At 39.2% G+C, this 24,818-nt stretch carries 20 protein-coding genes and 1 rRNA gene; 7 read left to right on the top strand and 14 right to left on the bottom strand.

Features of this window, described 5'->3' with window-relative positions; genetic code table 11:
- Positions 1 to 40 precede the first annotated feature (40 nt).
- Positions 41 to 304 (top strand): ubiquinone biosynthesis accessory factor UbiK, encoded by a 264-nt coding sequence (locus tag H5160_RS02175; RefSeq protein ID WP_002959905.1) that lies wholly within the window; start codon positions 41 to 43, stop codon positions 302 to 304.
- Between the two features lie 217 nt (positions 305 to 521).
- On the opposite strand, the gene H5160_RS02170 is transcribed toward H5160_RS02175, so the two are convergent.
- The 8 genes from H5160_RS02170 to ilvG all read right to left on the bottom strand — a co-directional run bounded on the left by H5160_RS02170 (position 522) and on the right by ilvG (position 9,639).
- Positions 522 to 1,166, bottom strand: a complete 645-nt coding sequence (locus H5160_RS02170) for an NAD(P)H-binding protein (protein ID WP_182736603.1) — start codon at positions 1,164 to 1,166, stop codon at positions 522 to 524.
- Between the two features lie 4 nt (positions 1,167 to 1,170).
- Positions 1,171 to 1,833: a carbonate dehydratase gene (gene can / locus H5160_RS02165; RefSeq protein ID WP_002959903.1), complete on the bottom strand. Its 663-nt coding sequence runs from the start codon at positions 1,831 to 1,833 to the stop codon at positions 1,171 to 1,173.
- Between the two features lie 30 nt (positions 1,834 to 1,863).
- On the bottom strand, positions 1,864 to 3,039 hold the full coding sequence (locus tag H5160_RS02160) for a methyltransferase (protein WP_182736601.1): 1,176 nt from the start codon (positions 3,037 to 3,039) through the stop codon (positions 1,864 to 1,866).
- A gap of 60 nt (positions 3,040 to 3,099) precedes the next feature.
- Positions 3,100 to 4,134, bottom strand: a complete 1,035-nt coding sequence (locus H5160_RS02155) for an ABC transporter substrate-binding protein (RefSeq protein WP_182736599.1) — start codon at positions 4,132 to 4,134, stop codon at positions 3,100 to 3,102.
- Positions 4,135 to 4,231: 97 nt separating this feature from the next.
- On the bottom strand, positions 4,232 to 5,785 hold the full coding sequence (ilvA, locus tag H5160_RS02150) for a threonine ammonia-lyase, biosynthetic (protein WP_182736597.1): 1,554 nt from the start codon (positions 5,783 to 5,785) through the stop codon (positions 4,232 to 4,234).
- 2 nt (positions 5,786 to 5,787) lie between these two features.
- Positions 5,788 to 7,644, bottom strand: a complete 1,857-nt coding sequence (ilvD, locus tag H5160_RS02145) for a dihydroxy-acid dehydratase (protein ID WP_024596945.1) — start codon at positions 7,642 to 7,644, stop codon at positions 5,788 to 5,790.
- Positions 7,645 to 7,747: 103 nt separating this feature from the next.
- Complete coding sequence (ilvM, locus tag H5160_RS02140; RefSeq protein WP_002959893.1) at positions 7,748 to 7,993, bottom strand: acetolactate synthase 2 small subunit; 246 nt, start codon at positions 7,991 to 7,993, stop codon at positions 7,748 to 7,750.
- The gene (gene ilvG / locus H5160_RS02135; RefSeq protein ID WP_182736596.1) at positions 7,990 to 9,639 is read right to left on the bottom strand and encodes an acetolactate synthase 2 catalytic subunit; all 1,650 of its coding nucleotides are present in this window, start codon (positions 9,637 to 9,639) and stop codon (positions 7,990 to 7,992) included. The genes ilvM and ilvG overlap by 4 nt, the downstream gene beginning before the upstream one ends.
- A gap of 540 nt (positions 9,640 to 10,179) precedes the next feature.
- Here ilvG and H5160_RS02130 point away from each other — a divergent pair.
- The 6 genes from H5160_RS02130 to H5160_RS02105 all read left to right on the top strand — a co-directional run bounded on the left by H5160_RS02130 (position 10,180) and on the right by H5160_RS02105 (position 17,238).
- Positions 10,180 to 11,850 carry a phosphoethanolamine transferase gene (locus H5160_RS02130; RefSeq protein WP_182736594.1) on the top strand — a complete coding sequence of 557 codons (1,671 nt, stop codon included), beginning with the start codon at positions 10,180 to 10,182 and terminating at the stop codon, positions 11,848 to 11,850.
- Complete coding sequence (locus H5160_RS02125; protein WP_182736592.1) at positions 11,847 to 12,218, top strand: diacylglycerol kinase; 372 nt, start codon at positions 11,847 to 11,849, stop codon at positions 12,216 to 12,218. Before H5160_RS02130 ends, H5160_RS02125 begins: the two co-directional genes overlap by 4 nt.
- Complete coding sequence (locus H5160_RS02120) at positions 12,209 to 14,155, top strand: LTA synthase family protein (protein ID WP_182736590.1); 1,947 nt, start codon at positions 12,209 to 12,211, stop codon at positions 14,153 to 14,155. Before H5160_RS02125 ends, H5160_RS02120 begins: the two co-directional genes overlap by 10 nt.
- Positions 14,156 to 14,218: 63 nt before the next feature.
- On the top strand, positions 14,219 to 14,893 hold the full coding sequence (locus H5160_RS02115; RefSeq protein WP_182736589.1) for a response regulator transcription factor: 675 nt from the start codon (positions 14,219 to 14,221) through the stop codon (positions 14,891 to 14,893).
- A complete protein-coding gene (locus H5160_RS02110; RefSeq protein ID WP_182736587.1) occupies positions 14,874 to 16,310 on the top strand; it encodes a HAMP domain-containing sensor histidine kinase in 1,437 nt (478 codons plus the stop codon). The genes H5160_RS02115 and H5160_RS02110 overlap by 20 nt, the downstream gene beginning before the upstream one ends.
- A 49-nt stretch (positions 16,311 to 16,359) precedes the next feature.
- On the top strand, positions 16,360 to 17,238 hold the full coding sequence (locus tag H5160_RS02105; RefSeq protein ID WP_182733598.1) for a TraB/GumN family protein: 879 nt from the start codon (positions 16,360 to 16,362) through the stop codon (positions 17,236 to 17,238).
- Positions 17,239 to 17,285: 47 nt separating this feature from the next.
- Here H5160_RS02105 and H5160_RS02100 read toward each other — a convergent pair whose 3' ends face one another.
- From H5160_RS02100 to rrf, 6 genes are all read right to left on the bottom strand, one after another.
- Positions 17,286 to 18,695, bottom strand: coding sequence for an ATP-binding cassette domain-containing protein (locus H5160_RS02100; protein WP_182736586.1), 1,410 nt, complete (start codon positions 18,693 to 18,695; stop codon positions 17,286 to 17,288).
- A 76-nt stretch (positions 18,696 to 18,771) separates the two neighbouring features.
- A complete protein-coding gene (locus H5160_RS02095) occupies positions 18,772 to 20,502 on the bottom strand; it encodes a response regulator (RefSeq protein ID WP_154903893.1) in 1,731 nt (576 codons plus the stop codon).
- Positions 20,503 to 20,630: 128 nt separating this feature from the next.
- Positions 20,631 to 22,964, bottom strand: a complete 2,334-nt coding sequence (locus tag H5160_RS02090) for a fatty acid cis/trans isomerase (protein ID WP_182736584.1) — start codon at positions 22,962 to 22,964, stop codon at positions 20,631 to 20,633.
- Entirely contained in the window at positions 22,961 to 23,326 is a 366-nt protein-coding gene (locus H5160_RS02085) for a hypothetical protein (protein ID WP_002959878.1), read from the bottom strand. The genes H5160_RS02090 and H5160_RS02085 overlap by 4 nt, the downstream gene beginning before the upstream one ends.
- A gap of 88 nt (positions 23,327 to 23,414) precedes the next feature.
- Complete coding sequence (locus H5160_RS02080) at positions 23,415 to 24,209, bottom strand: VOC family protein (RefSeq protein WP_182736583.1); 795 nt, start codon at positions 24,207 to 24,209, stop codon at positions 23,415 to 23,417.
- A gap of 499 nt (positions 24,210 to 24,708) precedes the next feature.
- Positions 24,709 to 24,818: ribosomal RNA gene (gene rrf / locus H5160_RS02075) — 5S ribosomal RNA — on the bottom strand; the annotation flags it as partial.

Genomic DNA, 24,818 nt, shown 5'->3' with positions numbered 1-24,818 from the left:
TATTAGTTATTATCATTTAGGCAATGCCGAAGGGACAAATATGATCAACCCAGCAAAACTTGAAGAAATTGCTAAGCAAATTACTAGCAATATGCCGCAAGGTGTAAAAAACCTAGCAGACACACTCGAAGGTAAAACAAAGCAAGTTCTACAAAACAAGCTTGCTGAGATGGACTTTGTGAGCCGTGAAGAATTTGATGTGCAAAGCCAAGTACTTATTCGTACTCGCGAAAAGTTAACCGAACTTGAAGCTAAAGTTTCATTGCTTGAGCAACAACTTAGCGCTAAAACTGACGCTGAATAATTATACCAATTGCATTAAATTAGTGTTCTATTATAGCGATAAGAAAATAGCTCAATAACAAGGCTAAAATTATGGTACGTAGTTGTGCTATATAAATAATTTTTAACGTAGTTAGTGAGTTATTTAATACACAAGGATGATCATTTTTTTAATAAGATTGGTATTAATTTAATGTACAAAAAAGGCAGCTTAGGCTGCCTTTTGCATTTTACCAAGTTTATTCAAATAGCCCATCAAGTACATAATAAGACAACTTAGCCTGCTGAGCTAAACTCACACTCAGCATTTTTTGCGCAACTTGCTCGCCAGTTATTGGTTTGTAACGCTTTAAAAACGCAAATCGTGTAATAACAGGAAAAATAATACTGCCTATCTTTTCTGCCACTCTAAATTGCTCACGATCGCCTAATAATAAAGATGGTTGTAAAATACTTATTTTACCAAAAGGGAGTGCTTTAATATGTTGCTCAAGCTCTCCCTTCATTTTCAAATAAGCACTATTACTGTGCGTATTCGCCCCGCTTGATGACACTAAGCAATAATGCGTAACGCCATTACATGCCGCTAACTGCGCCGCTATAAACTGATAATCAAAATCAACTTTACGCTGAGCGTGTATCGAGCCCGCTCGTTTACGGGTTGTGCCCAAACACGAAAACAATACATCCCCTTTAAAAAGCTCAACATATTGAGTTAATTTTTCAAAATCAATAACGTGATTAACTAGCTTTGCATGTGTGACAGGCAGAGCTCGACGGCTTAACGTAACTACTTTTGTATAACGATCGCTATTAAGTAACTTATGGAGCAACTCATTACCGACCAAGCCTGTAGCACCTATTAACACCGCCGTTTTAGTCATGGATTTATTTATTTTCACCCACTTTTTTAAATACGTGTTGCACTGCTTTTTTGTAGCTTTGCGTTTCTTCACTCGCGCACGTTACTACAGATTCTAAATCATGAAGATGGCCGTTTTCTAAACCATAAACCCAACCATGAACGCTTAGTTCTTGGCCTCGCTCCCAGGCATCTTGCACAATGTTAGTACGACACACATTACGTACTTGCTCAATTACATTTAGCTCAATAAGGCGGCTTAAGCGTTCGCTTTCTGGCATTGCGTCGAGTTGTTCAAGATGCTTTTCTTTTACATCTCCTACATGGCGTAGCCAATTATCAATAAAGCCAAATTTAGCATTGTTTAAAACGGCTTGTACGCCACCACAACCATAGTGACCTACTACCATTATATGTTTTACTTTTAAAACCTCTACAGCGTACTGCATAACCGATAAGCAGTTATGGTCAGTGTGTACAACCACGTTAGCAACGTTACGATGTACAAATAATTCGCCTGGTAATAAATCAACTATTTGATTTGCAGGTACACGAGAGTCTGAACAACCAATCCATAAATACTCTGGATTTTGTTGCATAGATAAAATTTTAAAAAACTCAGGGTCTGCTTCACTTGTACGAGCAGCCCAACGTTTGTTGTTATCGAATAAATTTTTTAACTTTCTCATTGCATCTCTTATTAAGTCGAGGACGGAAATTTAATGGACATTAGCAAGAATCAAAATATTACGAGGCGTTAACTGCTTTTTACAAAACGTTTTAACGCTTACTTGATAACCTTGCTGTTGCAAATATAAAGCACGATCGAGCACAAGCCAAACTTCAATTGCCCTTCTGAACACATGTCGAACCAGTTCAACTCGGTCAGTTATTTTTTTTCGAGCCACCCCAACCTCTAAATACTCAATATAATCAGTGTCTTGAGGTAATTTTAATGCCTTTTTATCTGCAGCCCATGCACAAAACGATTTAAACGAATCTGAGAATATAGCTTTGTTGACCGAAGGTACGCTTACGTAATATTGCTCGCCAGTGATCGACTTTCTTAGTGCATCAAAACCAAGTCGCCACTCAAGTTCTGTTTTACGTACTTTTTCCAGACGAGAAGGCGCTGTGACAGTTTCTTGTAATGCGAGCTTTAAATCACGATGCGTTAGATTAAGCTCACTTTTATTTGCATCCTCACTCATTGCAAGGTACTCATTAGTCGTGAATAAATGGTAGCAACAAGGTGAAAAGCTAATTTGCTGTACTTTCGCTAAACTTGCTTGGCGCATAAATGCTTGGTGTAAGCCACCGCATGCGTGAAGTGCTACAGCATGCATATCTGTATTAAAAAATTGAGTGATATCGTCTTTTAATACATCTGCTTGGCTAAAGTGCATTGCTAAGCCTTGTTGCTGTGCACTTTTTTGTCCTTGCTCGCATAAGCTTTGTTGCAGTTCAATACTATGCACATTACTTGCGCCATTAAACGCAAGCATTCGACCTAAGTGCCCTTTACCCGCGCACCACTCTAAAACAGGTTGCTTGGTATTAGGTAGTGCAGATACAAAATCTTGTAACTGTGCAAACTTACGACCTTTAATGCCGTTACTTATCCAAAATGGATAATCAGCTCGAGAGTGGGCTGTGCTAGGTAACTCGCATAACTTTGCAAGTTCATCAAGTTGGTTTATGTGCTGGCTAAAAAATTGGTATAGCTGGTTTTGATCGTTATCAAGAACGCTTACCTGATCATCAGTTAGTTCGCTAAGTATGCCTTGTAGCTCTGGCCAAGGTATAGTGTCAAAATCAAATGCAGTGCACTGCCAATACTGACGATGATGCATTAAAAGTGAATCAAGTGCTAAAAATTGCTCAGCTAAAGTCATAACAGCTTAAAAAATAAAAAAGACAATTAATTATATCAGTTTCGTGAATTACCTAAGCAGTTAATTTTTACTAAAAATCAGCCGTAAATACAAAGGTATTGAAATAATACTTACCAAAATAGCTGCCATGAGCATCCACGATAACTGCATTTTTTCAGGCTCTTGATATTTATAAATAAAGTGAGGTTTCACTTCGTCAAATTCGTTTTGCGGTATGCCATATAAGTCCGCAATTAAGCGCCACTTTGCTATCGACATATGCCCTAAAGTGGTAGTGGGTGGGGTTATATAACTTTTTAGTACTTCAGCCTCAAAAGCGAGCTGATAAAAGCTTTTACCCGGTGCATAGTTTTGCTGGGTGACTGCAATGGCTTCATCCATGTTCATCATTGCATAACGCCACCCTTTTAGGCTCGCTTGGTAGAATTTTTCGACCGTTTGAGGATTTTTCTTAAGCATGTTTTCGCTGGTAAATAAAATGTCGCTATATACATCCATACCATAACGCTGTGGGCAAACAAGTCGATGAGCTACACCTTGTTGAGTCATATAATAAGGCTCTGTAGTAACATATACTTGCATAGCATCTAGCTTGTTTTCAATCCAAGCCTGGCCTGGATTTTCGCCATCGTAAACTTTGAGTTTATCCACATCAACGCCACTGCGTTTAAGCATAATAAGTAGTTCGGTACCATCATTTTTGCTTACCGCAGTGATACGTTTATTAACAAAGTCACGTGGATGAAAAATATCAGACGTGTCTTTAACCATCCAGCAGTAAGGTGAAAATTGCAATAAGGCAGCCATAGCAACAAGAGGTTGTCCATTAATACGTTGCTGTAAAATACCAGAGTGCCCTACTCCAAATTGTGCTTCGCCACTGGCGACAGGAGCAAAGGTATCAGGTTTCATTGGATTAGCTTGTTTAATGGTTACATCAAGGCCCGCTTCATTATAAAAGCCTTTTTGCTTTGCCATATAGTAGCCAGCAAACTGAAACTGATGTGTCCATTTTAGCTGTAATGTGACTGATTCTTGCGCCGCGATATGGCTACAAAAAAAGCACAATCCAATGATTAATCCTTTAAATAGCAACTAGGTGTCCTCAAAAAGTATGACGATTACCTGTAACTATATGTAAAACGTGTAATAAAGCAAGCACCCTAGTTAGGTGCCTGCCTATAAAGTAGGATTATACTGAGGCGAGTTTTTCGGCTTTTTCTGCTTGGGGCTTTGATGTTAAGAATTGGCTAAAGCACGGATTTTGTGTTTCATCTTGTACACTGTAACCTAAACGATTTAAGTGCTCGTTAAACATCTCATACTGACTCGGCTCAATAGCAAAACCTGCCAGTACATTCCCCATCGAACCACCGTGATTACGATAATGGAATAAGGTAATGTTCCAATTACTACCTAAAGTATCTAAAAAGCGTGCAAGCGCACCTGGATACTCTGGAAATTCAAAGCGAAGTAAGCGCTCATGTAATTGCTCGGGTGCTTTTCCGCCAACCATGTAGCGCACATGTAATTTAGCGAGTTCGTTATCCGACAGATCGCAAAATTGGTAGTCATTATTTGTTAAGTCTTGCTTTAGCTCATTAAGCTCTTGCTCGCCTTGGCGCAGGGCAATACCTACAAATATTTGTGCTTCACCAGGTCCTGCATAACGGTAGTTAAACTCAGTAATAGCACGGCCACCTAAAGAAGCACAAAACTGTTTAAAGCTGCCTTTTTCTTCTTTAATAGTAACCGCTAATAACGCTTCGTTTTTTTCACCCAGCGCAGTGCGCTCTGCAACATAACGCAGGCGATCAAAGTTTAAATTAGCACCGGATAAAACAGCCGCTAAATGTAACCCTTTTAAACCCGACTGCTGGCTCCACTTTTTAAGCCCTGCCGTTGCAAGTGCACCTGAAGGCTCTGCTATTGCACGGGTAGATACAAAAATATCCTGCATGGCAGCACATATTTCGTCGCTGGTGACGGTTATAACTTCATCACAAAACTTTTGCGCTAAGCGAAATGTTTCAGTGCCAATAATTTTAACCGCTACGCCATCAGCAAAACTACCAACGCGCTCAAGCTCTACCGGTTTGCCTGCTTTAAGTGCCGCTTGTAAACATGCACTTTCGTCGGCTTCTACACCAATTACTTTTATATCTGGACGCAGCGATTTAATATAAACCGCCATCCCACCAAGTAAACCGCCGCCGCCAACAGGAATAAACACCGCATCAAGCTCGTTTAATTGCTGCATAAGCTCACGTGCTACAGTACCTTGACCAACAATGACGTCTGGGTCATCAAATGGTGGAACAAATATACCGTTTCGTTGCTCTGTAAGCTCAAGCGCATGTGCTTTTGCGGCATCAAAATGATGTCCATGTAGCACAACTTCACCGCCAAGCGCACGTACCGCACTTACTTTTATTTCAGGCGTTGTTACTGGCATTACAATTGTGGCTTGATGCCCTAAGTGAGAAGCACTTAGTGCAACGCCTTGAGCATGATTACCCGCTGAAGCAGTTATAACCACTGAGCCTTTAGGTAATTTATTTAATTTGTTATACGCACCGCGTAATTTAAATGAATACACGGGCTGTTGGTCTTCACGCTTTAACCAAACATGGTTACCTAATTTAGCACCAAGCTCAGCCATTTCGCTGACCTCGGTAACTTTAGCCAAAGGCTCCATGTTTGCTTGAATAATAGCGCGAAAATAATCGAGCTCTTGAGAGACCATAATTAACTAAGCGCCTCCAATTTAGCTAAGTCACGCACTGCGCCTTTATCAGCACTTGTTGCAAGTAATGCATAAGCCTTTAAAGCAGACGATACATAGCGCTCACGATCAACTGGTTTGTACGCCAGTTTTCCGCGTGCTAATTGTTTTTGTTTACGTGCTTCAAGCTCTTCATCACTTAACGCTAATGTGATTTCACGTGTTGCGATATCAATAATGATTTTGTCGCCATTTTCAACATAAGCAATTGCACCACCACTTGCCGCCTCTGGCGACACATGACCAATTGATAAACCCGAAGTACCACCCGAAAAGCGACCATCAGTAATAAGTGCACATTTTTCAGCTAGGCCTTTTGATTTTAAGTAGCTAGTTGGGTATAGCATTTCTTGCATACCTGGACCGCCTCTAGGGCCTTCGTAACGAATAACCACGATATCGCCGGCTTTTACTTCATCGTTTAAAATACCTTCTACAGAATCATCTTGTGACTCGTACACGACTGCAGTACCTTCAAAATGTAGCATTTCATCAACAACGCCAGCGCTTTTAACAATACAGCCATCAACTGCTAAATTCCCCGAAAGTACAGCTAAGCCACCATCTTGACGAAAAGCGTGTTCGACACTTCGGATACACCCATTAACACGGTCATTATCGCCCTCGTCCCAACGACACTCTTGGCTCATTGCTTTAGTGGTACGAATGCCCGCAGGGCCAGCACGGTAAAATTTGCGCGCTGCTTCGTTAGTAGGATCTGTTGCATCCCATTTTTTAACGAGCTCAGCCATAGTTGACCCAGCAACATGATTAACTGACATATCAACTAAGCCTGCTTTGCCAAGTTCACGTACGATTGCCATCATGCCGCCTGCGCGGTGCACATCTTCAATGTGATATTCAGGTGTCGCTGGTGCAACTTTACATAAAAATGGTGTTTTACGAGAGAGCGCATCAATGTGCGACATATCAAAATCAACGCCCGCTTCTTGCGCTGCAGCAAGTAAATGCAATACCGTATTTGACGAGCCACCCATTGCAATATCAACAACCATTGCATTCATAAAGGCTGTTTTGTTAGCAATAGCACGTGGCAATACATCTTGATTATCTTTTTGATAATACTCACGACATAAATCAACAATACGAGCCCCCGCTTCAACATAAAGTTGTTTACGGTCTTTATGAGTCGCAAGCGTCGTACCGTTACCTGGCAATGCTAAACCAATCGCTTCTAGCAGACAGTTCATTGAGTTTGCAGTAAACATGCCTGAACACGAGCCACATGTTGGACACGCAGAGCGCTCTACTTGCTCTGAATCTGCATCACTTACCGATTCATCAGCGCCTTTAACCATGGCATCTACTAAATCAAGTTTAATATCGATGTTAGCAAGCTTAGTTTTACCTGCTTCCATTGGACCGCCTGATACAAATATTACCGGAATATTTAAGCGTAGTGCTGCAAGCATCATTCCTGGAGTAATTTTGTCGCAGTTTGAAATACAAATCATCGCATCAGCACAATGACCATTTACCATATACTCAACCGAGTCAGCAATTAAGTCGCGTGAAGGCAGCGAATAAAGCATGCCGCCGTGACCCATTGCAATACCATCATCAATCGCAATAGTATTAAATTCTTTAGGGACGCCACCGGCTTGTGTAATGGTTTCAGCCATAAGTTCACTTAGCTGATTAAGGTGAACATGCCCTGGTACAAATTGTGTAAACGAGTTAACTACGGCAATAATCGGCTTACCAAAATCGGTGTCGGTCATACCTGTTGCGCGCCATAATGCACGAGCGCCTGCGCGTTTACGCCCTTCAGTTGTTGTTGCACTTCTTAATTTAGCCATAGTTACCTCAGTTTTTGCCGCAAAATAAGCGGGCATTCCTCATTCTAAAATTGGTGAGTAACCGAGTGATTCAGTTACTCGTAAATTGTTTTTCAGTTCGTAATTACACAGCCTGTTGTTGCTGTAAATTTTGTAAAGTGACTTCTTTGACATCCACCAGCTTATTTAACTGGCTGGTTAAAAGGTGAATTGGTTTATCACTATCTACCGTCATGTCTACATTATAAAAACCATCGTCCATATTGAGCTGAAAATGCGTAAGGTCAAAACCACGATGACGCACCACTCGTAAAAAGCGCTCTACCGCTATACTTTGGCTTTTTAATGCAATAGTTAGGCTATGTTTCATTTTGCTTTCTCCGTCATCATTTCGTCGTTAGCAGCCCCAGGTGGTACAAGTGGCCAAACATTTTCTTTATCATCAATACAGGCATGTACTATGTACGGACCTTTACTGTTAACTAATGCAGTTATCGCATCATCAACTTGGTTAGCGTGAGTAATTGTTTGCCCTGGGATACCAAATACAGCAGCTAATTGCACAAAGTCTGGGTTATCCGACAGGTTAGTTTCAGAATAACGCCCTTCAAAAAATAGTTCTTGCCATTGGCGAACCATCCCTAAACGCTGGTTATCTAAAATTAATATTTTTACAGGTAAATTGTTACGACGAATAGTGGCCAGCTCTTGAATATTCATCATTATAGAACCATCACCCGATACAGTGATAACAAAGTCATCAGGGCGTGCTACTTGTGCACCAATAGCCGCAGGTAGACCAAAGCCCATTGTGCCTGCACCACCACTGCTTAAATGATTACTCGGATGAGTAAACTTCATGTGTTGTGCTACCCACATTTGGTGCTGACCAACATCGCAGCACACAACCCCTGTATTTGGCATGCGTTGGCTTAGTTGGTTTAATAAGTACGGTGCAAAAACCTTCTCACCTGGGTAGTCGTAACGCCACGCATGCTTAATATTCATTTCTTTATTTGTGTCACACCAAGCTTTAGGTGTTACAAAGCACTCAAGTGCGGGTAACGACGTTTTTAAATCGGCAATTAATGAAGCTTTAGCAGGTTTTCGCTTACCAACTTCAGCAGCATCTATATCTAAATGGATTACTTTAGCTTTAGCTGCAAATTTAGCTAAGTTGCCTGTTACGCGGTCATCAAAGCGTGCCCCTATACATACAAGTACATCACATTCTTGCACTGCGATATTAGCAGCTTGACCACCATGCATACCCAACATACCTAAGTAATGTTCGTAATCTGGTAATACACTGCCCAGCGCTTTAAGTGTTGATACAGCTGGCATCTGAGTTTTATTTAAAAATTGCATTAGTTCGTCTTGCGCATCAGCGGCTTGTACACCACCACCTACATACGCTACAGGCTGTTTAGCCTCACTCAACAATTGATTAGCAATAGCAACTTGCTTTAAATCTAACTCTGGTAAGTATTCATTAGCTGCTAGCCAAGGTTTAAAAGGGACTTGAGCCATTTGAATATCTTTTGGGATATCGACAAGTACAGGACCTGGGCGGCCGCTTTGCGCTAAATGAATTGCTTCTTGTAATATCTCTGCTAAGTCTTCAGCTCGTTCTACCATGTAGCTGTGCTTAGTACACGAAAGCGACATACCTAGTACATCTATTTCTTGAAACGCATCTGAACCAATCGCTGCAGTAGGCACTTGGCCGGTGATCGCCAATAATGGCACTGAGTCCATCATCGCATCAGCAAGAGCGGTTATTAAATTAGTTGCACCTGGGCCAGATGTTGCAAAACATACGCCTAATTTACGTGTGCTGCGAGCATAACCAACTGCTGCAAACCCTGCACCTTGCTCATGGCGAGTTAGGTAGTGTTTGACTGGCGCGCCATACAGCGCATCGTAAATTGGCATAATAGCTCCGCCTGGGTAGCCAAATACTTCATTTACGCCGTGTTTGGCCAATAAGTCGATTGTTAGTTCTGCGCCTGTCATTAATAAACCCTCATTCCTCAGTGACAACCCAATTACAAATTTTACCCTTAAAACTAAAAAGCCCTCCGAACGGTTAAGTGCGGAGGGCTTTTTTAATGCTTAAGTTTTTAAAGCACTACGAAGCCCTCGCGGGAATAATCACCACGATAATAATCAGGACTAGGTTAAGTGCGTTTGCAAGCATGTAATTAATACCAAATTTTGTTCAATTATCGCGAAGGTTATTCCTTCGCTCTCTTTTTATATTAGTACCGCGCTAGGCCCTTTAAGTCAACACCAAAGTTAATCTAACAAAAAGACTAAAAGGCAATTTATCAGGTTTTAAAATTCATTATATAAGCTGGTAGTGGTTTTTTTATGCTCTAATTTTAATCTCAGAAATTCACTATTCTTATATCCCTTATTTAAGGTTTGATTAATTTTTGAGAATATTTTTATAAATAAAATTATTTATCTCCTTCAGGTAATGCGTAGGTTCTCTTAAGCGACTCTTAAGTGTTGTTGCATAGCATGGCGTTGTTATTTTAAACGAGCCTAAATATGAACATAACTAGCCAAACACCAGCACAAAAAAAGCCAAATCGTAGTAAGCGGTTTTACATTCACTGTAGTGCAAATGCCTTTGTAGTGATGATTGCCTGTTATTACTGTTTAGTTATAAACATTCCTTTTATTCAAGGTTCGTTTAGCGCCATCACCTCCCTGGCATCTTTTTCATGGCTATTTTTACTTTCAGTGCCACTGCTGTTGTTATGCCTTTTAATTATTTTCTTTTCAATAGTGTCGGTTAGGTGGTTACTAAAACCAATTAACTACCTTTTACTGATAATTTCGAGTGCCGTACTTTACGGCTCATTAAATTACGGCGTCGTGTTTGACTATTCAATGATTCAAAACACGTTCGAAACAGATTCAAGCGAAGCACTGAGCTATTTAAATCCGCAGCTCATAGGCTTTCTACTACTGTTTTGTGCGCTACCTGTTTTTATATTAAGCAAAGTAAAAATACACTTTACCCGCCCTCACCAAGAAGCGATTAGTCGTATAAAACTTATTGTAGCGTGCTGCTCACTAATTGCTTTAGTGGTCGTAAACTTTTACGCCGACTACGCAGCCACTGGCCGCAATAACCGCATTTTGAAAAAAGAACTCATCCCATTTCAGTATCTCTCTAGCGGTTATAAATATATGCGCGATCAGCTGCTGTATACCAATATGGAATTTAAAAACATAGATGCAGCACCTACCCTAATTGCGGCTAATACCACCAGCGTAACAGTTATAGTTGTTGGCGAAACCGCACGAGCAGAAAACTTTTCTTATCAAGGTTATAAGCGCAACACCAACCCTTATACACAAAAGTATAATGTGACGTATTTTAATAATGTGGCGTCTTGTGGCACCGCTACTGCAGTGTCTGTGCCGTGTATGTTTTCACTGCAAACACAAGATAACTTTGATCGATTAGCAGCCGACAACCAACAAAACCTGGTTGACTTAGCACAACAAGCTGGCAGCGACGTACTGTGGGTTGATAACAACAGCGGCTGTAAAAACGTATGCACCCATGTTGTTAACATTGATATCCCAACCACCCCATCAGCGCTTTGCGATGGAAAATATTGTTTTGATGAAGCACTGCTTGCTCCACTTAAGCGCAAACTCGCTAATTTAAACCAAGCTAATACCGTTATCGTCCTACACATGATGGGCTCACACGGACCAACCTACTTTAAACGCTACCCAGAAAAATTTAAGCAATTTACGCCCACGTGCGACAGAAGCGACATTCAAAACTGCTCACTCGATGAATTAGTTAATACCTACGACAACACAATTACGTACAGCGACTTTGTTAACGCCCAGGTAATTGAGCAATTAAAAGCGCTGCCAAACAACATAGATAAGCAGTTTTTATATGTCTCTGATCATGGTGAATCACTTGGCGAAGCCGGTGCTTATTTACATGGTTTTCCGTATAGCTTTGCACCTAGCACACAAACGCACGTTCCTCTTTATATGTGGGCTGATGAGCATAATCAGCGCATTACTAATACCTGTTTAGCTAATTTAGACACCCGCGCTGCGCGCTCACACAACAATATTTTTCACACCCTTTTAAATTTAATTGGCATTAAAAGCAAAACGTATCAGGCATCGCTCGATTTACTTGCTAGCTGCCAAACAACACCAAGCGAAATAAAACTATGAGTAATAAAACCGTTATAAAACGCCAAGGCTTAATGCGCCTTATTTTTACCTTAAGTCATTCTTTTAACGGCTTAAAATGGATGAGTCGATTTGAAGCGGCGTTTCAACAAGAGCTAGCACTGTTTTCATTACTCGGTGTGTTTGTGTGGCTACAAGAAATTGCACTAAGGGATAAATTACTGCTTATAGCTAGCCTGCTTTTTGTATTGTTTGCTGAACTTGTAAATACGGCAATTGAGGTTGTAGTTGATAGAATTGGCAGTGAATACCATGAGCTTTCGGGGCTAGCTAAAGATATAGCCTCTGCAAGCGTGTTTATAGCTATGCTAATTGCCGCTCTTATTTGGTGGGCTGTGTTATGGGCATAAAGCTAACTTTTATACCTAAAATACAAAATGCACTTGGCCCTGTATGGATTTTTGTTGTATTTGCTGTTTTGGCACTTAGCTTTTTAACACTTGCTCGCTTTGGATTAAGTGTATGGCAAGGGGAGCGTGTATTTGGATTGCATGCGTGGTTATCTATATTTATAGGTGGTTTAAGAGTTGATATAGCCACTCTAAGCTACATTATTATGCCCGCATTACTACTTACTTTACTGATGCAAAGCGTAGGTTGGCAAAATAAAGTACGCGGCCTCATTAAAATTTATTTAGTGACGATGTCTGCTTTACTTGTTTTTTTTGAAGTGATTACGCCTACGTTTATAAACGAGTACGATTTACGCCCAAACCGCTTATTTATAGAATATTTAATTTATCCTAAAGAAGTCTCAAAAATGATTTTTTCAGGCTATAAGGTAGAAGTATTTATTGCTGTTATAGCACTTATTTTAAGCTGTAAATTTGCAAGTAAAATATTTAGCAATCAATGGCAAAGCAAGTCATCACTAACAGGTTTAAATCAATCAATTTTAGCGCTTGTTTTAGTATGCTTAACTATTTTTGGCGCCCGCAACTCATTAGGACACAGACCACTTAACCCCGCCATGGTCTCGTTTTCTACCGATCATTTACTTAACGACTTAACCCTTAACTCACTTTATAGCGTCGCGTTTGCAGTTAAGCAACTTTCTAATGAGCAATCGAGCCAAGACTATTACGGTAACATGCCCACCGATGAATTACTTAGTATTGTGCGTAGTAACATGCAAAATACGCAAGGCACATTTAGTGATGTAACCGCCCCTACAAAAACGTTTCATGGCGCAAGTAATACAGGTAAACCCAAAAATTTAGTCATTATTTTACAAGAAAGTTTAGGTGCTCGTTATGTAGGCACGCTTGGCGGTTTACCGCTTACACCTAATATAGACGCCCTTTATAAACAAGGCTGGGGGTTTGATAATTTATACGCCACGGGTACACGTTCAGTACGTGGAATTGAGGCGGTAATTACAGGATTTACACCAACGCCTTCGCGTGCAGTTGTTAAACTTGATAAATCACAACGTGACTTTTTTACCATTGCTGATTTTTTAGCGAAGCAAAATTACAACACGCAGTTCATTTATGGTGGCGAAAGCCATTTTGATAACATGCGCAGCTTCTTTTTAGGCAACGGTTTTAAAAGTATCGTAGATACAAATAACTTTAAAAAAATAGACTTTAATGGCTCGTGGGGCGCATCAGACGAAGACTTGTACGACCAAGCCGACATAGAACTTACTAAGCTTAAAAATCAAAACAAACCCTTTTTTAGCCTTATATTTTCAAGCTCTAATCATAGCCCGTATGACTTTCCTGACGATAAAATAACGCTGTACGATAAACAAAAACAAACCCGTAATAATGCTGCCAAGTATGCCGATTACGCACTAGGCACCTTTATCGAAAAAGCTAAAAAATCGAGCTACTGGGATGATACTGTATTTATAGTTATTGCCGATCACGACTCGCGCGTATCAGGTTCAAATTTAGTACCGGTGGATCACTTTAAAATTCCGGCCGTTATTTTTGGAAAAGGTATTACCCATAAACGAGATAGCCAACTAGCCAGTCAGCTCGATATTCCTGTTACTCTACTGTCTTTAATTGGCGCAAGTGGTAAGCACCCAATGATAGGTCATGATTTATCAAAGCCAATTAGCGACAACAAACAACGCGCAATGATGCAATACGACAAAAACTTTGCCTACATGCACAATAATAAAGTGGTGGTGTTACAACCACAAAAACCAGCAACCACCTATACGTATAGCAATAACCAGCTTGTACCATGTGAAAACGATGAGCAACTAGTTAAAAAAGCCCTAGCCCACGCGAACTTAGGTAATCTAGCTTATACAAATGGTTGGTATCATTAACCAAGTGACTTGATAATAAAGCCTTGTTAAAGTAACAAGGCTATTTTTATAAACCGAGTAAACATGAAAATCCTCGTTATTGAAGACTCTGAAGCACTAAGACGCAGCTTGCAAGTTGGCCTTAGCAACCTTGGTTTTACCGTAGATGAAACTGGTGATGGCTCAGAAGGGTTGAGTATGGCACTGAGTGGAAACTACGACCTCCTCGTACTTGATTTAATGCTACCGAGCGTTGATGGCATGAGTATTTTACAAGCACTGCGCAGCAGTAATAGCCAAAGCCGTGTGCTAATTTTATCGGCACGAAGTGAGCCTCAAGATAAAATTAACGGCCTTATGAAAGGCGCTGACGATTATTTAACTAAGCCATTTTCGTTTGAAGAACTCCATGCTCGTGTCCTTGCATTACTTCGTCGCGGTTCACTGCAAAACCAACAAAATACCCTAACCGTAGGTGATTGCGTATTAGATCTCTCCCTTAAAACTCTTCATTACGAGCAACATGCCATTGAGCTCACGCGCAATGAATACAAAATAATAGAATGCTTATTTAACGCCCCAGAGCGAGTATTAGGGCTCGAGCTTATAAGTGAAGCGGTGGTAGGTCAGTTTGATATGCTCTCTAAAAATGCGCTTGAAGCACACATCTCAACCATACGTAAAAAAGTAAGACAGTTTGATGGCGAGCTCCCGATAAAAAATAAACGTGGATTTGGTTATGTCGCAACAACAAAATAAAAATCACTCAATAAAACGTAAACTCGTTAATAATATTAGCGCTGTGATCTCAGTTATTTTATTCACCATATTTTTAACCGTTGATTTAAGTGTTGATACTTGGGTGGAAGATCAGTTCAATCAGTCTTTAACTAATAAAGCTAACTACTTAAAAACCTTAGTTGAAGATGACAACAACGTGGTTGAATTTGATTTTGCTGGTGAGTTTATGTCGGAGTATGAAGCAGCCGATGCCACGGAGTTTTACCAGTTATGGCATGGCCGTGATGTGTTTGAGCGCTCGGACTCATTAGCGCTTTATGAAAATGCTAACCTGCCTTTTTTAGAAATGCCGATAAACGAATCTAAAATTATAGATTACGAGCTTCCTAACGGGCGTAATGGTCGCGCACTTATAAGTCACTTTGTAGCCCAAAAAGATGATAGAAATCCCACTCACTCTGCTGTTTTTAATACCATGACTCTTGCGATTGCAGCGCCGACAGCCGAACTTAATAAAGTACTGATTATTATTGATGTGGTCTTTATTTTAACCTGTGTACTTGGTGTGTTTGGTGTGCGCTATTTAGTGACACGTATTGTAAATAAAGGCCTGCACCCACTACACAACTTAAACGATCAAATTAAGTTACTCGATATTACCGGTGTTGCGCAAACAATAGAAAGCGACTTTAAAGTGGAAGAAATAGAACCTATACGTAACGAGCTAAATAAGTTTATTACCGTTAATCAGCAACTCTATAGTAATGAAAAACGCCTAACAAGCGACATTGCACACGAGCTTAAAACCCCTATAGCTGAACTCATAAGCCTTTCAGAAGTGGCTATTCGCTACCCTGACGATAAACGTATTAGCAACACCTATAACAGTGATGTACTTAATATTTCACAGCGCATGAAAACAATTGTTAGTAACCTATTACTGTTGCAGCGCTCAAGTAGCAGTGCAATGCAATTAAATGCACAAAATATCATGCTAAATAACTTAGTAAATCAAATTATTGATGAGCTGACCTTTAAGCATCCAAGTATCAAAACGCGTTTAAATAACGAAATAAGTGGCGAACTTACGCTTAATGTTGACGAATTTAGTTTAAATACCATTTTGTGTAACTTAATCGATAACGCACTATTTTATGGACTCCCTGAGGCGCCAATTAAATTAACTGCCGTAAATAACAGCACAAACATGAGCATCTCTGTTAGTAACAAAGTAAATAAACCACTAAGTGGTGAACAGCTAACTGCTATTTTTGACCCGCTCTATCAGCTAGATTCATCTAGAACTAATAATCAGCGCCATGGTTTAGGATTATCTATTGTACAGAGCTTATGTAACTTAAATGGCTTTACTATTAAGGCCAGTAATACCGAAAACAATACGCTAACGTTTATATTAACGTTACCTCTGAAGTAAATTTAGGTTAGTATTTACACTACTAATTTTGAGATTTTAAGGACAAACCATGAATGCTCTTACCCGTATTAGCCACTTTTTTATTGTGGCATTACTTATAACATTTAGCCTTAACAGCTACGCTGCTCCTGCCTTATATAAAATAGAAAAAAATGGCGTTAGCTCTTACTTATTTGGCACCGTACACGTTGGTGATGCCAGCATGAAAGGCTTACCTAAAAATGTAACCGATGCAATTAGTGCAAGCAAAGAAGTGATTGTTGAAGTTGATATAAGCAAACTTACTCCACTTGAAATGCAGCAGCGTTCAATGCCATTTATGATGCTAAGGGACGGTAAAACATTACAAACTGAGCTTTCAAAGCAAAATTATACCAAGCTAAAAGATTACTTTGCTAAAAAGTCGATTGATATTGCTATGTTTAATGGCTTAAAGCCTTGGGCTGTTATGGTGACTATGATGCAAATTGAATTTCAAAATGCAGGGTATTCAGATAAAACCGGCATAGACAAGCAAGTACTTGCTTACGCTAAAGAACATAAAATAAAAATTGGTGAGCTTGAAACCCTAGAACAACAACTACAAATGTTTGATGGTATGGCGCTATTAAGCAATGAAATGATTGAAGAAACTTTTGAGCAACTAGCCGATATTAATACTTACTTTATCAAGTTAGTTAATGCATGGAAAAGCGGTGACATGGATACACTAACCGATTACTACAACATGAGTTTTGATGACAGTAATTACGGTGAAATTAGCGAGCAAGTAATGCTAACTAACCGCAATAATAATTGGGTTAAACAACTCACACCGCGTTTAGCAAACGAGCAGCTATTTATTGCTGTAGGTGCTCTGCACTTACCTGAAAAACACGGGTTACTTAAACAGCTTCGAGATAAAGGTTTTAGCGTTACTCGTCTTTAAAATAAAAATGGGTTGAGTGAATTCTCGCTCAACCTTTCTCTAAGCTTTTAATGAAAGTCTTCCATTTTTAAGTAATTCTCTATTCCTTTAATTTTGTCTGCCGCATGATGATTTACATAAATCACTGTACTTGTATTGGCAGCACAAATTTTCTCTATTAGTAGCAGTACACGTTGCCTATTTGCTTCATCTAAGCCTAAGCAAGGTTCATCTAAAATAAGTAACGTTGGATGTTTTACCATAGCCCGCACAATTAATAACATACGCTGATCGCCGTACGATAGCTGGGTGAATGAGGTATTTTGTTTATCACTTAAACCAATAAATGCCAGCCACTGCTTAGCAATATTAATTTGTGCGTCGCTCGGTTTTTGATATAAACCTATGCTGTCGTAAAATCCTGAAATAACAGTATTTAAAGCCGATATACTTACGCGGTAATCCATATGTAGCGCGTTAGATATAAAACCAATATGCTGTTTTATATCCCAAATACTCTCCCCGGTTCCGCGTTTAAAACCGAACACTTCAATGTCATTGTTATAACACTGTGGGTTATCACCTGTTATTAAATTTAATAGGCATGTTTTGCCTGAACCGTTCGCTCCACTAAGCTGCCAATGCTGATGCTTTTTTATAGTCCAATTGAGATTTTTGAATATACTTACATCACTATAACTAACTTTAGCATTACTCAATTTAACTAAGGTATTACCAGTGAATGCCTTTTGCTCTTGTTCGGTATCAGGAGATGGCACATCCAATGAGGTATGTTCTAAATGAAGTAGTTTTAGTAAATCACTCAATTGCTCACTGTCTGGCTTTGCCAAAGTATGTAACAAGCAACCTTGGTTTACATAGCCATAGTGAGTAATGAATGAAGGGATTTCGTCTAGGCGGTTTAGTACAAAAACAAAAGTAATAATTTGGCTAAGTTCTATGAGTATTTTATTAAGCTGCTGGCAAGATTGTACGTCGAGTCCATGAAATGGCTCATCAAGCACGACTAACTCACTATGGGAGCTGAGTCCTTTTATAAGTAGGAGTTTACGAGTTTCACCCGTTGAAAGGTCTCTAAAATGCCTATTTAGTAATGAGCTAAATTTAAATAATTCTATTAGCTGCGCTAATAATTCATCATTATTACTATGCCCTGTAAAAATAAGGTCTTTAACGAGAGTGTGCTTTTCATGCTCTAATTCTTGAGCTAGTAACTGTTTATGTGAATCTGAAGACACGAGCATAAGCTTATTAATACTACTTATACGCTTACCACTTTCGCACTTAGCCTCACCGATTAACGCAGCTGTCAGAGCAGATTTACCAGCTCCATTAGCACCTAAAAGTAACCAATGTTCTCCTAGGTTTACTTGCCAATCTAGGTTGCATATATCGTAACGGCTTTTACCTTGCCCTTGTAAGTAACCATTAAATTGCTCAAGCGTAATTGACTGCACTAACTTTTCCTAATAAACCTTAAAACAGCAAGTTAACGTATATTAAAAGTGCTTAGCAAGCTTGTTATCCGCAAAATTAATTTATTTCACTAACAACGCTAATACTATTTAATGCGTCTTTAATTGCTTGCTGGCTTATTGGCTTATGAATATGGAGGTTAGCTCCGTATTCATAAACTCGCTCTATATCATTTTGTGAGGTATTTGCTGTTATAACAATAATTGGCATTACTTTATTAAGATCGGAACGTATTTTTTTAATAGCCTCAAACCCATCCATTACAGGCATATTTAGGTCCATAAAAACAATATCGTACTGATTTTCACTCACCATATCACACGCGACTTTACCATTTTCTGCGCAATCATAGCTTAAACCTAATAAACTAAGTATGCGGGTTAATAACATAGTGTTTAATGGGTTATCTTCAACGACTAAACACGTTAGCTTGTCGTTTACTTTAAGAGGTGTTGGGAGGGCTTTACTTATAGTCACTGGTAAATACAAAGACACCAAAGCACCATGAGTTTTATTATTTGTAAAAGTAATTTCACCATGCAGTGCTTTTACAACGTATTGAACCCGGGTTAGGCCAGTTCTTAACCCTTGAAAGTGATTGGTTTGTTTAAATGAGTCAAATTCAAGACTGGTAATCTTCTTCGAAAAGCCACTGCCAGTGTCACTCACCGTTAAATGAAATTCATCATTTAAAAGCTTAGCTGAAACAGTAATTTCACCTTTTTGTGTAAACTTAATAGCGTTACTAATTAACTCTGTAAGTGTGTGCTGCAAACGTTGATGATCCAGTTTACATACACAATTTAACGATTCATCTAAACGACTAACTAGTTTTAGGCCTTTTTGCTTACACGCATGCTTGTAAGCTATTACTACTTTATTACACGACTCTAAAAGGTTTTCATCATTTAAATGCGGTACCCATTTACCTGCACTTAAAGCCTGCAAGTCTTGTAATTCATCTAATATGGCTATTAACCTAAGCGCGCAATAGTTAGCTTGGGTTTTAACGCTTTGCTGTTTATCAGAAACCTCTAGCTCCTCAATAGACGTAATAAGTCCCTGCAAAGGTGTTCTAAATTCGTGACTAGCTCTGGCAATAAAATGCTCTTTATTTTGACTTGTTTGATAAACAAAATCTTTTTGTTTTTGTAGCTCTAAAAGCGTGTCTGAAACCTCTTTTTCCATTGGTATAAAAACAAATCTTAACTCAATAAGTAATAATGTCATTGCCAATAACCAACATAGTATCTCTAGGTTGGCGACCCAATTTACTTTTTTAACAGCTTGAGATTCAAATAAGCTCACTGCCTTATCAAGCTTTGTTAATAACGTTTCAACATGCTCTATTGAAAATAGAGACTGGTTTACCTCACCTTTTTGATACAAAAGCCTTTCAGTTTGTTCTACATATTCTAATACGGTCTTATCCAAGCCAGTAGTTGCACCAAAATATAAATCCACTAATGCTGAATCTAAATAAATGTATTCACCATCAGAATTTTTTGTTAATAATGTTTGGTGGGATTTTTTAAATGTATTGAGAGATTTCTCAAGCGATTCAGTATGAAGTGGTGAGTAATTACTAATGTTGAGTATGGCATTGCTATGCCACGCTATTTTTTGCGACAGCATTCTTTGCTTACCAGCAATATTAATAACTTTTGCATCGTACTTTTGAACGGAGAAGCTATATTGTAACAATAGAGCAGAACCACTGATTAGAAGAGCAATAGTCAATAACGCCCATCGATATCGCTTTCTAACACTTTTAATAATATCGAACATGCAACAGCCTGTTTTTTTATTTAAGTGTAGACTAATTTTATAAAACAAAAAATCAGTCAGAGTAATTATGTTTTTAAGTTAATAAGCAATAAAAAGCCCAGCAAAAACTGGGCATATTAAGGTAGGCGTTAACGGTTCTCTAATCGATTATAGTCAAACATTCCATATTCTATACCTCGATATTGTTTAGCCGTTTCGTGCAATATATCGCTGTATTGCCAAAACTGTGGGTGAGTGCGGCGAATACCATATTTACTTTTTAAAGCGCGATAATCAGCTTCAATTTGCATCATTGGTAATTGCTCAGCAAAAGCATTCACTTGTTGCTCGTTATTTAAATACCAAATAGCTGCTGGGTAATCACCGATAAAGCCAGGAACAATAGTCGCGGTATCTTCATCATAAGCACGTTGGCCATCTTCGTTTAATAAACTAGATATATTGTAGTGCGCATTATGATGAATAATAGTGTAGCCCTTATGACTATTATCTTTTTGCTTTACAAGTACAAAAGAAAGCTGGGGTAACAAGTTTACCGCTTTTGCTGGCATATTACTTACTACATTTAACGGCTTTGGTACTTCAGTGTAGTTGTATCTTTCACTTAAAACTGGCGCTAAGGCTTCTTTCATCAAAGTATATAGCTCATGCTGTGGATCATCAGTTTTATAGTTAATACCACTTGGCTGACTAAATTCTCGGTTATTTTTAAAGAACTTAGATAAGTCAGGTGGTGAATTACGATACCACTGCTTTTTAATTTGATTACGTTTAGCCTCAGGTAACAATGCTAAAAAGTTTTGCTCTCCCTCTAAACGTAAAAAATCCATATATAGGCGTGTCACTAATTGATGGCCTATATTTCCGTACACATCAAAGCCTGCTACAAGCAAATAGTGAATACGCTCAAACAAAGCATAATCTAATATCCAGGTGGTTTTAGGCTCTTGACCAATAAAACCTTTAACTACAGTTGCACTATCAAAATGGCGGAAAATAGTTAGTGCCGCATTTTTATTATGCCCATCACCTTTCCAAAGTAAGTCTGTTGTAAGGTGCTCACCACCTTTGAACATTTTGTTAGCCAGCTCAACTTTCGCCTGTAAATACTTTTTCTCGCGAACTGAATATTTAACCCAGCTAGAAATGGGTAAGGCATTACTCTCCTCAGCGGCAGGAAGTTCTAATGCCTCTTCATGTTGCATTAGCATTTCCCCTACAGCCGGAGTCGCTACTTTATTAGGATCAGCAAAAGCCACCCAAAAATGATCGTTTATAACATTTAAAGCAATCTGACCACGACAAACAGGCCCTTTTATAAAGCCCATAATAATTAACTCTGCCTCATCAAGCATAAATTGATACTTAGAATTAATTGGAATAACTTCGAAAGTTTTAAAAGGGTTAGATGCTGCCTTAGCCTCATAACTAGGCATTTTCGTAACAGTATAATCTGGCGCAATAAACTGCTCATATAAACGCAGTAATTTAGCTTCATTAAGCTCAAGAGGTAAATGTGTTTTAGAAAGTATGGTTGTACGCTCTTGCATAAAACGATAATAAACACGGCTAACTTTAGGGTCATCGTATGGGCGGCGCGTGTTTATTAACTTTATTTCCTCACCAGGAGGCGTACTTGAGCGAACTAGTTTGAAAAAGCTTTGTGGGTTTTCTGAAGTAAAATAAATATGTGCTAAAAACCAATGCTCATAAATATACCGTGCTGATAACTGATACTTTAAGCTATCTTGATTTAAAAATGCTTCCCAGCCCGCTATTTTATTCTGATCATATTTACTTGGTGGCTGAATATGTGACATTTTACCACCACCTTTAAGCCAGTTCTGTAAGTGATTAAACTCTTCACGCGAAACACCAGGTAAACCATAAGGCATGCCGCCATGAGGTTGTTCACTTGCCAATCGATCAAACTCACCCATTGTTGCGCAGGTTTGCGAACGCGCTAACGAAAAGTCAAACTCATCATCTAGCACTTCATTTACTGGCAATTCATGGCTTTGCTTTAGCACCAGGCTATTAAATAACACACTGCCCGCTAAGTTAGCTTCTTCACTTTGCACGCGCTCATTTAGCACTGGCGTAAAGTTTTTCTCTCGCCATTGCTGAGTATTAGTTGCATCAAATAATAAACGGCTTGGGGTTGTTGCCAATAAACGAGTTCCATCGTAAACGAGCTCTTTACTCAAACCTCGGTCAATACCTTCAGGGGATGAGAGCTTCAGTTGACATGGTGCATCGTAACAACCATGACAAACTACGCAGCGGGTATCGAGTACAGGTTTTACATTTTGTAAAAAATCAGCACCAGCACCTGTTGTATGAGGCACCATTCTCTCTTGTGTTTGTTCAGGTCCAAAAAGATCATCGTAGTGAGCATTTCCCAAATATGCACAACCACTTAAAATAATGAGTACTATCGTACTTATTAGTATTTTTCTCATTCGTCGTCCTCATCACCTAAATCAAAGGTGGGCATCATATCCATTTGAGGAGAAACGAATGTATTCTGACCTTCAGTATTCAAAACAATACTTAAAAGAGGGCCATGCGTTAATGTTATCTGCGCATCGTGCTCTTGATCTAATATAGCTAAGTACAGAGGATTAGTTATAAGCAACTCATAACCGCTAACAGTAATAGCGACACTGCTATCTTCACTTGGGTTCTGGCAAATTTGAGCAAGTAACTCATCATCAAGTCCAATTGATATTTCAAAATCAGGCTGCTCTAAGTCTCTATTACTTAATGATTCATCTAATAGAAATAAAGGGAGGGTTAAATTACTATCTTGTTCAAATTCCATTGCGTTCTCTGCACTTTCTGACGATTTAATTGACGAGTATTATATCAAACTAGCGAGCAAATTAACGCTAAAGCTAATTTAACTGTGTTTAAACGTCATCCATAACAGATTCGATCACCGAAAATACAGCACCTTGAGGGTCGCATATAACACTAAAACGACCAACATCGGGGATATCTGTTGCAGGAACACATACTTGTCCACCTAAGCTAGCGGCTTTACTAACAATTACATCGCAACTCTCGACTGCAAAATAAATCATCCAATGAGCAGGGGTATCATCAGGCCATTCACTTGTTATTTCAAGCATACCGGCAATTGGTTGTCCATCGACTAAAAATAAAATGTAGTCCATCCCTTCCATAGGCTTTATTTCGCTTTCCCAGCCTAGTAAAGCACAGTAAAAGTCTCGACTTACTTTACTATCTCTTGTTGCTAACTCATGCCAATAAGGCGTATTTAATTCACCTAAGTGCTTACAACCTTTATGCTCATTCCCCTGCCATAGTGCAACAGTTGCGCCTACTGGATCTTTTAGCATCAACATTCGTCCTGCATTCATAACATCATGAGGACCGGCAATAACCTCAGCACCTAGTTCTTTTGCTTTTAGCGCACAATCATCAATATTATCGACGGCAATGTAAGCCAACCAATGACTTGGGATACCTGCACTAATTTGCTCTTTAGGCATTTCGTACATTGCAGCGATATCATCACCTTGCTTTTGTAGCATGGTGTAGTATATGTTCTCTCCAATAGGTTGATCGTCATGCCCCCAATCAAATAATGATGTATAAAACGCCTTACCGTCTTTCCAATTGTGCGTACAAAGCTCTGACCAACAAAAAACACCATGCGGGTGGTTTTCAACTTTACTCATGATTAAGCCCTTATTATTCTAATTTTACCTAAACGAACTCTGTCACATTTTATAAACTACATAATTGAACAGATCATAAATTGAGATTAGAGCAATAACTAAGCGGAGTCGATAAAAGAAGGACAAAAATTCGTTATCCAGTTGTTTCATATTTGAGGTTTTTAACGCAGTTAGGGTCAGATTTAACCTCTCAAATGGATTAAATATTATTGCTGATTGATATAAATGATTTACTAAGAAGTCCTTCGCTCTAGAGGAATCCCTGAATCACTTTTCTGCAGACGTAAAAAAGCCCGACTATTTCTAGTCGGGCTTTCTACAATTTGAAGCCTGGTAATGTCCTACTTTCACATAGCAAATGCTACACTATCGTTGGCCGGGGCTCGCCTTCGAGCTGTTTGGTTTCACTACTGAGTTCGGGATGGGCTCTTGACTATTTACTAAATCCCAGAAAGCAAAAAACCCGTCACATTGCTGTAACGGGTCTCTACAATTTGAAGCCTGGTAATGTCCTACTTTCACATAGCAAATGCTACACTATCATCGGCGCTGTTTCGTTTCACTACTGAGTTCGGCATGGAGTCAGGTGGGTCCAAAACGCTATTGTCA

The sequence above is a fragment of the Pseudoalteromonas sp. SG43-4 genome, assembly GCF_014164325.1.
Lineage (GTDB): Bacteria > Pseudomonadota > Gammaproteobacteria > Enterobacterales > Alteromonadaceae > Pseudoalteromonas > Pseudoalteromonas distincta.
The sequence above is the reverse complement of the archived record's forward strand: the minus strand, read 5'-3'. Positions and strand labels throughout refer to the sequence as shown.

Excerpts from the sequence above, each read along its gene's own strand:
- H5160_RS02175 (WP_002959905.1), top strand. The coding sequence starts at position 41 with ATGATCAACCCAGCAAAACTTGAAGAAATTGCTAAGCAAATTACTAGC.
- H5160_RS02170 (WP_182736603.1), bottom strand. The coding sequence starts at position 1,166 with ATGACTAAAACGGCGGTGTTAATAGGTGCTACAGGCTTGGTCGGTAAT.
- can (WP_002959903.1), bottom strand. The coding sequence starts at position 1,833 with ATGAGAAAGTTAAAAAATTTATTCGATAACAACAAACGTTGGGCTGCT.
- H5160_RS02160 (WP_182736601.1), bottom strand. The coding sequence starts at position 3,039 with ATGACTTTAGCTGAGCAATTTTTAGCACTTGATTCACTTTTAATGCAT.
- ilvA (WP_182736597.1), bottom strand. The coding sequence starts at position 5,785 with ATGGTCTCTCAAGAGCTCGATTATTTTCGCGCTATTATTCAAGCAAAC.
- ilvD (WP_024596945.1), bottom strand. The coding sequence starts at position 7,644 with ATGGCTAAATTAAGAAGTGCAACAACAACTGAAGGGCGTAAACGCGCA.
- ilvM (WP_002959893.1), bottom strand. The coding sequence starts at position 7,993 with ATGAAACATAGCCTAACTATTGCATTAAAAAGCCAAAGTATAGCGGTA.
- ilvG (WP_182736596.1), bottom strand. The coding sequence starts at position 9,639 with ATGACAGGCGCAGAACTAACAATCGACTTATTGGCCAAACACGGCGTA.
- H5160_RS02130 (WP_182736594.1), top strand. The coding sequence starts at position 10,180 with ATGAACATAACTAGCCAAACACCAGCACAAAAAAAGCCAAATCGTAGT.
- H5160_RS02125 (WP_182736592.1), top strand. The coding sequence starts at position 11,847 with ATGAGTAATAAAACCGTTATAAAACGCCAAGGCTTAATGCGCCTTATT.
- H5160_RS02120 (WP_182736590.1), top strand. The coding sequence starts at position 12,209 with ATGGGCATAAAGCTAACTTTTATACCTAAAATACAAAATGCACTTGGC.
- H5160_RS02115 (WP_182736589.1), top strand. The coding sequence starts at position 14,219 with ATGAAAATCCTCGTTATTGAAGACTCTGAAGCACTAAGACGCAGCTTG.
- H5160_RS02110 (WP_182736587.1), top strand. The coding sequence starts at position 14,874 with ATGTCGCAACAACAAAATAAAAATCACTCAATAAAACGTAAACTCGTT.
- H5160_RS02105 (WP_182733598.1), top strand. The coding sequence starts at position 16,360 with ATGAATGCTCTTACCCGTATTAGCCACTTTTTTATTGTGGCATTACTT.
- H5160_RS02095 (WP_154903893.1), bottom strand. The coding sequence starts at position 20,502 with ATGTTCGATATTATTAAAAGTGTTAGAAAGCGATATCGATGGGCGTTA.
- H5160_RS02090 (WP_182736584.1), bottom strand. The coding sequence starts at position 22,964 with ATGAGAAAAATACTAATAAGTACGATAGTACTCATTATTTTAAGTGGT.
- H5160_RS02085 (WP_002959878.1), bottom strand. The coding sequence starts at position 23,326 with ATGGAATTTGAACAAGATAGTAATTTAACCCTCCCTTTATTTCTATTA.
- H5160_RS02080 (WP_182736583.1), bottom strand. The coding sequence starts at position 24,209 with ATGAGTAAAGTTGAAAACCACCCGCATGGTGTTTTTTGTTGGTCAGAG.